Consider the following 12,136-nt stretch of genomic DNA (forward strand, 5'->3'; position numbering starts at 1 on the left):
TTTGTGAGCGAACTCAAGTGTAAACGATTCCACTAATTTATTACATGTCACACTTTTCGCATCTTTGTTATGCTATGGTTATTCCATACTATAGGCTTAACGGAGCGAATTATGAGAGTATTGGTTACAGGTGGTAGCGGTTACATTGGAAGTCATACCTGCGTACAATTGCTGCAAAATGGTCATGACGTCGTCATCCTCGATAACCTCTGCAACAGCAAACGCAGCGTACTGCCCGTTATCGAACGTCTGGGCGGTAAGCACCCGACCTTTGTCGAAGGCGATATTCGCAACGAAGCGCTTATAACCGAAATTCTGCACGATCACGCTATTGATACCGTGATTCACTTTGCCGGCCTGAAAGCCGTCGGCGAATCGGTCGCCAGGCCGCTGGAGTACTATGACAACAACGTCAACGGTACGCTGCGGTTGATCAGCGCAATGCGTGCAGCCAACGTTAAAAACCTTATTTTTAGCTCCTCCGCCACCGTTTATGGCGATCAGCCCAAAATCCCTTATGTCGAAAGTTTTCCTACCGGCACGCCGCAAAGCCCCTACGGTAAAAGTAAATTGATGGTAGAGCAAATCCTCACCGATCTGCAAAAAGCCCAGCCGGCGTGGAGTATTGCGCTGCTGCGTTATTTCAACCCGGTTGGCGCGCATCCGTCGGGCGATATGGGAGAAGATCCGCAAGGTATCCCGAATAACCTGATGCCCTATATCGCCCAGGTCGCCGTGGGTCGTCGCGAATCGCTCGCCGTTTTCGGCAACGATTACCCGACCGAGGATGGTACCGGCGTGCGCGATTACATTCACGTTATGGATTTAGCCGACGGGCATATCGTGGCGATGGAAAAACTGGCGGACAAACCCGGCGTACATATTTATAACCTCGGCGCTGGCGTCGGCAGTAGCGTACTGGATGTAGTCAACGCCTTTAGTAAAGCCTGCGGCAAACCCATCAATTACCACTTCGCGCCACGTCGCGACGGCGATCTGCCGGCGTATTGGGCAGATGCCGGCAAAGCCGATCGCGAGCTGAACTGGCGCGTGACCCGCACGCTTGACGAAATGGCGCAGGACACCTGGCGCTGGCAGTCACGCCACCCGCAGGGATACCCAGATTAAGGACGTTGTTATGACCCCATTTAATCCCGTCGATCATCCGCATCGCCGTTATAACCCGCTCACCGACCAGTGGATTCTGGTTTCGCCGCATCGCGCAAAGCGCCCCTGGCAGGGGGCGCAGGAAACACCGTCTCAGCAAATGCTGCCGGCGCATGATCCGGACTGCTTCCTGTGCGCGGGCAATACACGCGTGACTGGCGATAAAAACCCCGATTATAAAGGGACTTACGTCTTTACTAATGATTTCGCGGCGCTAATGGCCGACACGCCGGATGCCCCAGACAGTCACGATCCGCTGATGCGCTGTCAGAGCGCGCGCGGCACCAGTCGCGTGATCTGCTTTTCGCCCGATCACAGTAAAACGCTGCCGGAACTGAGCCTGCCCGCGCTGACGGAAATCGTGAGAACCTGGCAGGAACAAACCGTCGAGTTAGGCAAAACCTATCCGTGGGTACAGGTCTTTGAAAATAAAGGCGCGGCGATGGGCTGTTCGAACCCGCATCCGCATGGGCAGATCTGGGCTAACAGCTTTCTGCCGAATGAAGCCGAACGCGAAGACCGTTTACAAAAAGCCTATTTCGCCGGGCAGCGCTCGCCAATGCTGGTGGATTATGTACAGCGCGAACTGGCGGACGGTAGCCGCACCGTGGTTGAAACAGAACACTGGCTGGCGGTGGTGCCTTACTGGGCGGCGTGGCCGTTCGAAACGCTACTGTTACCCAAAACGCATGTCCTGCGCATTACCGATTTAAGCGACGAGCAGCGCGACTCTCTGGCGCTGGCGTTGAAAAAGCTGACCAGTCGTTATGACAACCTGTTTCAGTGTTCCTTCCCCTACTCAATGGGCTGGCACGGCGCGCCGTTTAACGGTGAAGAAAACGCGCACTGGCAGTTGCACGCGCACTTTTATCCGCCGCTGCTGCGCTCTGCGACCGTCCGCAAATTTATGGTCGGCTATGAAATGCTGGCGGAAACCCAGCGTGATTTAACCGCAGAACAAGCGGCTGAACGCCTGCGCGCGGTCAGCGACATCCATTTTCGCGAATCCGGAGTATAAAAATGAACCTGAAAGAGAAAACGCGCGCTCTGTTTGCTGAAATTTTCGGCTACCCTGCCACCCACACGATTCAGGCGCCGGGCCGCGTCAATCTGATCGGCGAGCATACCGATTACAATGACGGCTTTGTGCTGCCTTGCGCTATCGATTACCAGACCGTAATTAGCTGTGCGCCGCGCGACGATCGTACCGTGCGGGTGATTGCCGCCGATTACGACAATCAGGTGGACGAATTTTCGTTGGATGCGCCGATCGTGACCCACGATAGCCAGCAGTGGTCTAACTATGTGCGCGGCGTAGTGAAACACCTGCAACAGCGTAACAACGCGTTTGACGGCGTGGATATGGTCATCAGCGGCAATGTGCCGCAGGGCGCCGGGTTAAGCTCCTCCGCCTCGCTGGAAGTGGCGGTGGGCACCGTCTTCCAGCAGCTTTACCACCTGCCGCTGGACGGCGCGCAAATCGCGCTCAACGGACAAGAAGCCGAGAACCAGTTTGTCGGCTGTAACTGCGGCATCATGGATCAGCTCATCTCTGCGCTTGGCAAAAAAGATCATGCGTTGCTGATTGACTGCCGTTCGCTCGGCACTAAAGCGGTTTCCATGCCGAAAGGCGTCGCCGTGGTGATTATCAATAGTAACTTTAAGCGCACCCTGGTGGGCAGCGAGTATAATACCCGCCGCGAACAGTGCGAAACCGGCGCCCGCTTCTTCCAGCAGCCGGCCCTGCGTGATGTCAGCCTTGAGGCGTTCAATGCTGTTGCCTGCGAGCTGGACCCGGTAGTCGCCAAACGCGTTCGCCATGTACTGAGCGAAAATGCGCGGACCGTTGAAGCGGCAAGCGCGCTGGAGAAAGGCGATTTGCAGCGCATGGGCCAACTGATGGCGGAGTCCCATGCCTCGATGCGCGATGATTTCGAAATTACCGTCCCGCAGATAGACACGCTGGTAGAGATCGTCAAAGCGACCATCGGCGATAAAGGCGGCGTGCGCATGACCGGCGGCGGCTTCGGCGGCTGTATTGTCGCGCTGATCCCGGAAGATCTGGTTCCCGCCGTTCAGCAGGCCGTTGCGCAACAGTACGAAGCGAAAACAGGTATCAAAGAAACCTTTTATGTATGCAAACCGTCACAAGGAGCAGGACAGTGCTAAATGAAACGCCCGCACTGGCCCCCGATGGTCAGCCGTACCGCCTGTTAACCCTGCGCAACCGCGCAGGGATGGTGGTAACGCTGATGGACTGGGGAGCCACTCTTCTTTCTGCCCGTATTCCGCTGTCTGACGGCAGCGTTCGGGAGGCATTGCTGGGCTGCGCCAGCCCGGAACGCTATCCTGAACAGACGTCGTTCCTCGGCGCTTCTATTGGCCGTTACGCGAACCGTATCGCTAATAGCCGTTTTACGTTTGCCGGCGAAACCGTACAGTTAAGCCCAAGCCAAGGTGAAAACCAGCTACACGGCGGACCGGAAGGCTTTGACAAGCGCCGCTGGCAAATTGTGAATCAGAACGATCGCCAGGTATTATTCGCGCTCACCTCTGATGACGGCGACCAGGGCTTTCCCGGTCATCTTTGCGCCACGGCGCAATATCGTCTGACCGATGATAATCGAATTTCTATCACCTACCGGGCGACGGTCGATAAACCCTGTCCGGTGAATTTGACCAACCACGTTTATTTTAATCTGGACGGCGATCAGACCGACGTGCGTCAACACAAGCTGCAAATTCTGGCGGATGAATACCTGCCGGTAGATGAATACGGTATCCCACGTCAGGGACTAAAATCGGTGGCCAACACCTCATTTGACTTCCGGATGCCAAAAGTCATCGCCAGCGAGTTTCTCGCCGATGACGATCAGCGCAAAGTTAAAGGTTACGATCATGCCTTTCTGCTACAGACGCAGGGTGATGGCAAAAAGCCGGCGGCCCGTCTGTGGTCGCAGGATGGAAAGCTACAAATGATGGTTTACACCACCGCCCCGGCGCTACAGTTTTATTCCGGCAATTATCTGGCAGGCACGCCTGCCCGTGGGCCAGAACCTTATGCCGACTGGCAAGGGGTGGCGCTGGAAAGCGAACTGCTGCCGGACAGCCCGAATCATCCTGAATGGCCACAGCCTGACTGTATTCTTCGCCCCGGCGAGGAGTATGCCAGCCTGACCGAGTACCAGTTTATTCCGTTCTGACAATATGCCCGGCGACGCTAATCTGCCGGGCTATTTATTACAGATCGTTGTAAGTACCCAGACGAAAACCTTGCGCCAGAATATCGTGTTTCAACGTCGCTGACATCAGCACGTTCAGCTCATCCAGTCGCGAATAACAATAGCGACTTTGCAGAACAATTTTATCGATAAACCCAGGGTGGCACATCAGCTCAACGGACTGTTCTTCTCCTGCTGTTGCGCGTGCCAAAGCCGCAAGAATAAAATGGGCTGAGACATTTTCCGCATAAAAATCGCTGATAAAGTTATCAACGCCTTTTACGACTTGCGTAGAAATAGTGTGTTGCCGATCGATACGCAACGGAAGCCCGGTTTCTCCCGCAAATCGTACAACATGCTTCCAGACCTGGGGAATAAAATGCGCATGGTGATGGCTATCAATATGGGTAGGCGCTCGTCCAAAGAGCCGGACAAAACAGTCATACTGTTTGTGTAATTCAGCCACCAGCTCATTATCCTGAATTTTCCCTTGTGCGGCGGCTTGCCAGAGCCATTTTCCCAGCATACCTTCTCTTTCCAGCGAAGGCATTCTGGACAATGGCGCGCCAAAACTGAGAACAAAATGCAGACCCACGCCAAGCGAAGGAAAATCGGCGCTAATTTCTGCCGCATGTTCAATACCATTGCCATTCATCATGGCCGTTGTAGACGTAACCACCCCGTGGCGATGCGCTTCAATAATGCCGTAATTGATACCAGGGCTTAAACCAAAATCATCGGCATTAACAATTAACAGTTTCGTCATTCTTCTGACCTTCTAGTAATGCTCTTGCTGGCGAAGTACGCTGATCGCATCGGCAAAATGAGGCAAATACGGCTGGTTAGCAAGCATCATCTCCCGCGCCAATATTTCAGCGCCCTGATCTGAACCGACTAAAGGATTGAGATTGAGCGCCAGTAATACATCATCCATTCGTCCACTCAAGGCCGCATTGGCGGCAGCAATTTCAAAACTTTTTATCGTGTAAATTAATCCTAAAACTTTCTCGTCAAAATGAGTAATGCGTGGATGCGGTGTGGCGCCATTTTTACCTAACAGGCAGGTCATTTCTACGGACCAGTCCACAGGAATATTGTTAATATGACCAACATGAGGAATGTTAATATAATGCTCCGTTTGTTTATCATTATAAATTGCATTGATAACCTCACAAGCTGCATCGGAATAGTAAGCGCCACCACGCGCTTCCAATTCCGCAGGCTTACTATTCTGTTCAGGTTTTTTATAAATTTCGAATAACTTTTTTTCCAATTCCTGTACAATCTGCGCACGAACAGTGCCTTTGTAATACTCTCCCATTTCTATTGCCAACATTTCTTTTGATTTAAAATAATACAGTAGATAGGAGCATGGCAATAAATTGAGCGAACGCAGTAACCCTTCACTAAATGGCAGGCTAAATATGTTTTTAACCGAACTGCCGCTCGTCGTGCCGGATGCCACCAGATTCATTACCTCAGCAAAACGTGACTGCCCGTTTACCCAAATATTGCTGATAAACACCAGGTGATTGAGACCAAACAGATCGATAGAAAGCGTATCTTCTTTTGTTAATGACAGAATGTCCTCAATGAGCATCCGCATCCCTACCGGGACGTTACAAACGCCGATAAAACGTTTGAAACGAGTATGTCGATACACGGCTTCTGTCACCATCCCGGCAGGGTTGGTGAAATTAATAATCCACGCCTGAGGACAAATCTGCTGGACATCTTTCACAATATCAAAAATAACGGGAATGGTACGTAACCCTTTAAATAACCCGCCCGCACCGTTAGTCTCTTGCCCAAGATAACCATGTGACAGTGGGATGCGCTCATCCTGCTCACGCGCCTTTAGCTGACCAACCCGGAATTGCGTTGTGACAAAATCCGCATCCTTTAACGCTTCCTGTCTATTTAAACTTTTATAAATCGCTATCGGCACTCCCGCCTGTATGACCATACGTTGACAAAGCGCAAAAATAATATCGAGTTTTTCGCGACCTTCTTCGATATCCACCAGCCATAACTCACTGACAGGTAACTCATCATAGCGTTTAATAAATCCATCAAGAAGTTCAGGAGTGTAACTACTTCCTCCTCCGATAGTCACTACTTTTAATTTTTTCATATATGCTCCTGCTGAGAATTCGCCAATTTCCGTCGATAATTGCCTGGGGTGAATGAAGTCATTTTCTTAAAGTTATTAATAAAAATCCCTGGACTACTAAATCCTGCATCAAAGGCAATATCGGCAACCGAAAAATTAGTGGTCTCCAGTTGTTTTTTACAATAGTTGATCCGAATAGCATTTATTATCTGGCCTGGCGTCTTGTGATAATAACGATTAGTAGCCCGTGTAAGATAAGATTGCGTTTTCCCGGAAAGCCTTACCATATTATTCAACGCGTCATCGGCAAACATTGCTTTTTTGTGCATGTCGCTGACGAGTTGTCTTAGCCAGCCGGGGATTACATCCGACCGCGAATTATCCTCATAATGCTGTAAACGATTGACGATATAAAAAGTGAGTAATTTATTGAACTCATCACATTCTCGCTGATGAATATCCAGTGTTGATAAGGCCTGCTCTATAAAAGTTAAGAAAGCATTAGACATTGTATAAGGCTGAGACGCCACAAAACATGAAGGGAGTATCGCCATATAGTGTTCATCAAAATAGCGTCTACCTACCCCCATGTTTAATATCCGCGTAACCCCATAGTCATAAAACGTTTGATGGTAAGACCCTACCGGAATAAAGACAAAATCACCACGTTCCAGGATTACTCGTTTACCATTTATCTCCTGACTACAGCTTCCTGTCAGAACAAGCGTAAACTCATAGTAGTCATGCTGATGCAGCCCACTTACACTTTCCGTTTTGTCCAGAATAAAAAAGTAAAAATCTTTACCTTTTAAAAACTGGCTTTCATGTACCGTGTTTATTTCCATGTTTACACCTCATCAAAATTTTAAGGCATTGGCGATATCTTCTTCGCTCTCATCCTCATCAATAATGTTTTGTGCTTTATTGGCAATAATGACAAAAGGGAGATAAATTAATGTCGCTATGGCAAGATTCACTAATGCGATAATGAGTGCAGCGATACTGCCGTTAGAATTGAAGAATGCCCCCAGTCCTACTGGCATTGTCCACGGCGCAAAATTTGTAGAGGGTGGAATAATACCTAATGAATATACTAATAATGTGATACCCGCCAGAATAGGCTGAATGAGTACGAAGGGAACCATTAACACCGGATTCATGATAATGGGCAGGCCAAACAGAATCGGCTCATTAATATTAAACAGTCCGGAGGGTAATGCTATTTTAGCTACCTGCCGATAGTCAGCACGGCGTGAGGCGATAAAAATAGCGAAAATCAGGCTCAACGTTGCCCCAGTCCCGCCGAGGTAGACGTAAGATTCCAACATTGGCCCAGTCCAGAAATGGAAGGCTTTACCCGCCGCCAGCGCTGCGTCGATAGAACCATACTCCGTGTAGGTCGCCATATTTTCCATTCCCCAAGGGCCCAAAATGCCACTATTGAGCGCAGTTAATGCCAGTCCTCCATGTACGCCAAAAAACCAGAGTAAGGCATTAAATATCACATATGCCCATCCAACGATGCTACCGAGCGACGCCAGTGGCGTCGCAATCGAATTCATAATCACCTGATGAAAATGGGTGCCAGCCAACGACAGCCCCCATGCAATCAGTCCCATCATGAAAAGAATAATAAAACCGGGGATTAATGCAGTAAATGAGCGCGAAACCGATTCCGGTACGCTGTCAGGTAATCTGATAACCCAATTCTGACGGATAATAAAAGTGAATATCTCAGCAACGACCAGACCAATAATAATACCAGAAATAATATTTGCCCCTCCAAGCCAGTTTGCGCCAATAGCACTCACATCTCCAATTGTAAACGGCGTAACCGTCATAAAAGAGGCGAGCGATAGCAATCCGGCAGCAAGCGCATCCACTTTACGCTCTTCAGCCAGCGCCATGCCGATAAAAAATGGCGTCATCAATGACATTATTCCCAGCGTTCCGTTATATACGCTACCACCTATAACCTTCAGTTGTTCCAGTGATGCAAGGGTATTCACGTCCAGGCGAATACCCATAGACCAGAAAAATGATCCTTCACCAAAACTCAACAACACATTATTTATCAGCACAAATATAGCCCCAACCAGCGTTAGTGGCATTAGCCTGATAAAGCCATTTTTAATGGCGTTCACATGTATCTGTTTACCCAGCGTTACCGCAACAGGTAAAATCACTCTTTCCAGGGAACGTATTGCGCCAGACATAATGAATACCCTCAAATAGAACACCTGATAAGGAAAAATATAAATCTCTTTGACGGATAAAATCACGAACAGAATATTTCTCTCTGAATGACAAACAGGATACATGAGGCCCCTAAAAGGCAGTAATGAGTCAGATCCATGAATTCCTTTTCATTGACCTTTTGACATGACGTTTTTCACATTTCAGGGAATTTTGCCGAAGCGCTAAGCCGATAAGCAGCGTGAGAGAATATTCGCAAATAGTTTATATAGTCACCAATAGCGGCAGGATTTAATTTGGTCTGATGACACTGGTTATGCCTGATGGATTCTCACTTTTAGCACCTAAACACAACCTCTCATTAACACATACCTTACACTCAAGCCTGATTTTCGCTATTGTATAAGGATAAGCGTTGCCGCTGAGGTATTACGGCAATATAATGAGAATTATTATCATTACATATGAGTTATAGGAGTGAGAGTATGGCTGTAACTAAGCTGGTTCTGGTACGTCACGGTGAAAGTCAGTGGAACAAAGAAAACCGTTTCACTGGCTGGTATGATGTGGACCTGTCTGAAAAAGGCGTAAGCGAAGCGAAAGCGGCAGGTAAGTTATTAAAAGAAGAAGGTTTCAGCTTTGATTTTGCCTACACCTCCGTACTGAAACGCGCTATCCATACGCTGTGGAACGTACTGGATGAACTGGATCAGGCATGGCTGCCAGTGGAAAAATCATGGAAACTCAATGAACGTCACTATGGCGCGTTGCAGGGGCTGAATAAAGCGGAAACGGCAGAAAAATATGGCGACGAGCAGGTTAAACAGTGGCGCCGCGGTTTTGCCGTTACGCCGCCGGAATTGACCAAAGATGATGAGCGCTATCCGGGTCACGACCCGCGCTATGCGAAGTTGACCGATAAAGAACTGCCAACGACCGAAAGCCTGGCGCTAACCATTGAGCGCGTTATCCCTTACTGGAACGAATCCATCCTGCCGCGTATGAAAAGCGGTGAGCGCGTGATCATCGCCGCTCACGGTAACTCACTGCGTGCGCTGGTGAAATACCTGGATAACATGGGTGAAGATGAAATTCTGGAGCTAAACATCCCAACCGGCGTGCCCCTGGTGTATGAGTTCGACGAGAACTTCAAACCAATCAAACATTACTATTTGGGTAATGCCGACGAGATAGCAGCGAAAGCGGCTGCCGTGGCGAATCAAGGTAAAGCGAAGTAATCACGTTTGCCGGATGGCGGCATAAATACCTTATCCGGCCTACGAGTGATATGTAGGCCAGATAAGCGCAGCGCCACCAGGCAATAGGTCTAAACTTCGATCACCCCTTCAAGCACCACCTGCAACCTGCCCTGCGAACAGTGCTTCACGCATCCTCGCACCCGGTACACTTCAGCCAGACGTTCAGCGGTAATCACCGTTTCCGGCGCGCCGCTGGCGACCAGCCGGTCGGCGTGGAAGCGAGACTGGGAGCTAAAAGTGATTTGTCCTGACTGGTCATCGTTCGGGCTACGTTATTAAGCAGAGGTGAATTATAGCGCTGAATCATTACGTTATATATTTATTTATATTTCGAGTAGTGTCATGGTGGATGAATCTCATCTGCCAGCGATAAAAAAACCGGCCTTGCAGGCCGGTTTAACACGTTATGAAGATTAACCCCGCCGGGCTTTTACCGCTTCCGACAACTGGCGAAGCAACGCATCGGTATCTTCCCAGCCAATGCAGGCGTCAGTAATGCTTTTACCGTAGGTCAGCGGCTGACCGCTTTCCAGGCTCTGGTTTCCTTCTACCAGATGGCTCTCTACCATCACGCCAATAATCGCTTTTTCGCCGCCCGCAATCTGCTGGCAGACATCGGCGCAAACCTCCATCTGCTTTTGAAATTGCTTACAAGAGTTGGCATGGCTGAAATCGATCATGACCTGCGGCGTCAGTCCCGCTTTGGTGAGCCCTTCTTTCACCTCCGCAACATGCTGCGCGCTATAGTTTGGCGCTTTACCGCCGCGTAGAATAATATGGCAGTCGCCGTTGCCGCTGGTATTCACAATCGCCGAATGGCCCCATTTAGTGACGGAGAGGAAGCAGTGCGGCGCACCGGCAGCGTTGATTGCGTCAATCGCGACTTTAATCGTGCCATCAGTACCATTTTTAAAACCGACCGGACAAGAGAGACCGGACGCCAGTTCGCGATGAACCTGGGATTCGGTGGTCCGCGCGCCAATAGCGCCCCAGCTCATCAAATCGGCCAGGTACTGCGGCGTGATCATATCAAGAAATTCGCCGGCGGCAGGCAGGCCGCTGTCGTTAATATCCAGCAGCAGTTTACGGGCAATACGCAGACCGTCGTTAATCTGGAAGCTGTTATCCATGTGCGGATCGTTAATCAGCCCTTTCCAGCCAACAGTGGTACGCGGTTTCTCAAAATAGACGCGCATGACAATTTCAAGCTCGCCTTTAAGCTCATCGCGTAACGCCAGCAAACGGGCGGCATACTCCTTCGCCGCAGCCGGATCATGAATTGAACAAGGCCCAATCACCACCAGCAGGCGATCATCATTGTCTTTGAGAATTTTATGGATGGCTTTGCGCGCGTGGGCAACGGTATTCGCTGCATTTTCCGTCGCGGGAAACTTTTCCAGCAGTGCGACAGGAGGTAATAACTCGTTGATGTCTTTAATGCGTAAATCGTCGTTCTGATAATTCATGTTTATTCCAGTGTTGCCGTACTTATCCCAATGAATGCAATCCCTCCAATCTATCTCTTCAATTAAATAGTGTAAACGGGCTTTTACACTTTGAACGGATTAATCCTGGAATTAAGGAAAAAAACGCACAAATGTAGCGAAAAACGGGATCTAACCTACACTTTTTAACTGTAACCACTCTGTTTGTGAATTATTGCAAGATTCTCTGCTGCGTTAATAGGCGGCGGCGGAAGCTTTTTATCCCTTTTTGAGGATTTGACTGACACGTGCACTGTTGGAAGAGGTTATCCGACATATCCACCATAACAGGAGCATCTTATGAAAATGACAAAACTGACTACGCTTTTACTTACCGCTACCCTCGGCCTCGCCAGCGGCGCAGTACTGGCTGCTGAATCTAATGCGCAGTCCAGCAATGGTCAGGCGAACTCGGCGGCAAATGCCGGCCAGGTCGCCCCGGACGCCCGCCAGAATGTGGCGCCGAATGATGTGAATAATAACGACATTAATACCAACGGCAATACTAACAACACCATGCAGCATCCTGACGGCTCAACCATGAATCATGACGGGATGACCAAGGATGAAGAACATAAAAATACCATGTGTAAAGATGGTCGCTGCCCGGATATTAATAAAAAAGTGGAAACCGGTAATGGCGTCAATAATGACGTGAATACCAAAACCGACGGCACCACACAGTAATTCTGAAAA

General features: G+C 49.6%; 11 protein-coding genes and 1 pseudogene. 6 read left to right on the forward strand and 6 right to left on the reverse strand.

Annotated features, from left to right (window positions below; genetic code table 11):
- Nucleotides 1-111: 111 nt before the first annotated feature.
- The 4 genes from galE to galM are packed head-to-tail and all read left to right on the forward strand — an operon-like array spanning nt 112 to nt 4,370.
- On the forward strand, nt 112-1,128 hold the full coding sequence (gene galE, locus F4V61_RS05180; RefSeq protein ID WP_038396470.1) for a UDP-glucose 4-epimerase GalE: 1,017 nt from the start codon (nt 112-114) through the stop codon (nt 1,126-1,128).
- A gap of 10 nt (nt 1,129-1,138) precedes the next feature.
- Nucleotides 1,139-2,185, forward strand: a complete 1,047-nt coding sequence (gene galT / locus F4V61_RS05185; RefSeq protein ID WP_058819249.1) for a galactose-1-phosphate uridylyltransferase — start codon at nt 1,139-1,141, stop codon at nt 2,183-2,185.
- A gap of 2 nt (nt 2,186-2,187) precedes the next feature.
- Nucleotides 2,188-3,336, forward strand: a complete 1,149-nt coding sequence (galK, locus tag F4V61_RS05190) for a galactokinase (protein ID WP_038396473.1) — start codon at nt 2,188-2,190, stop codon at nt 3,334-3,336.
- The gene (gene galM, locus F4V61_RS05195; protein ID WP_079827882.1) at nt 3,330-4,370 is read left to right on the forward strand and encodes a galactose-1-epimerase; all 1,041 of its coding nucleotides are present in this window, start codon (nt 3,330-3,332) and stop codon (nt 4,368-4,370) included. The genes galK and galM overlap by 7 nt, the downstream gene beginning before the upstream one ends.
- A 37-nt stretch (nt 4,371-4,407) precedes the next feature.
- Here the strand turns inward: galM and chbG are convergent, their stop codons facing one another.
- From chbG to chbC, 4 genes are read right to left on the reverse strand one after another with little or no spacing between them, the layout of a single operon-like run.
- Nucleotides 4,408-5,154 carry a chitin disaccharide deacetylase gene (chbG, locus tag F4V61_RS05200; RefSeq protein ID WP_080160874.1) on the reverse strand — a complete coding sequence of 249 codons (747 nt, stop codon included), beginning with the start codon at nt 5,152-5,154 and terminating at the stop codon, nt 4,408-4,410.
- A gap of 12 nt (nt 5,155-5,166) precedes the next feature.
- The gene (locus tag F4V61_RS05205) at nt 5,167-6,522 is read right to left on the reverse strand and encodes a 6-phospho-beta-glucosidase (protein ID WP_079799429.1); all 1,356 of its coding nucleotides are present in this window, start codon (nt 6,520-6,522) and stop codon (nt 5,167-5,169) included.
- On the reverse strand, nt 6,519-7,346 hold the full coding sequence (gene chbR, locus F4V61_RS05210) for a transcriptional regulator ChbR (protein ID WP_038396481.1): 828 nt from the start codon (nt 7,344-7,346) through the stop codon (nt 6,519-6,521). The genes F4V61_RS05205 and chbR overlap by 4 nt, the downstream gene beginning before the upstream one ends.
- Nucleotides 7,347-7,358: 12 nt before the next feature.
- The gene (gene chbC / locus F4V61_RS05215) at nt 7,359-8,717 is read right to left on the reverse strand and encodes a PTS N,N'-diacetylchitobiose transporter subunit IIC (RefSeq protein ID WP_024131955.1); all 1,359 of its coding nucleotides are present in this window, start codon (nt 8,715-8,717) and stop codon (nt 7,359-7,361) included.
- 465 nt (nt 8,718-9,182) lie between these two features.
- Here chbC and gpmA point away from each other — a divergent pair, with 465 nt between their 5' ends.
- A complete protein-coding gene (gene gpmA, locus F4V61_RS05220; protein ID WP_038396482.1) occupies nt 9,183-9,935 on the forward strand; it encodes a 2,3-diphosphoglycerate-dependent phosphoglycerate mutase in 753 nt (250 codons plus the stop codon).
- A gap of 89 nt (nt 9,936-10,024) precedes the next feature.
- Here the strand turns inward: gpmA and F4V61_RS05225 are convergent.
- Together F4V61_RS05225 and aroG are read right to left on the reverse strand one after the other, a co-directional pair.
- A pseudogene (locus F4V61_RS05225) lies at nt 10,025-10,162 on the reverse strand (ABC transporter ATP-binding protein); the annotation flags it as partial.
- A gap of 207 nt (nt 10,163-10,369) precedes the next feature.
- Entirely contained in the window at nt 10,370-11,422 is a 1,053-nt protein-coding gene (gene aroG / locus F4V61_RS05230; RefSeq protein ID WP_038396484.1) for a 3-deoxy-7-phosphoheptulonate synthase AroG, read from the reverse strand.
- 318 nt (nt 11,423-11,740) lie between these two features.
- Between aroG and F4V61_RS05235 the strand changes: the two genes are divergently transcribed.
- Nucleotides 11,741-12,127: a YbgS-like family protein gene (locus tag F4V61_RS05235; RefSeq protein WP_000784384.1), complete on the forward strand. Its 387-nt coding sequence runs from the start codon at nt 11,741-11,743 to the stop codon at nt 12,125-12,127.
- Nucleotides 12,128-12,136: the final 9 nt, after the last annotated feature.

Source organism: Salmonella enterica subsp. arizonae (assembly GCF_008692845.1).
Classification (GTDB): Bacteria; Pseudomonadota; Gammaproteobacteria; order Enterobacterales; family Enterobacteriaceae; genus Salmonella; species Salmonella arizonae.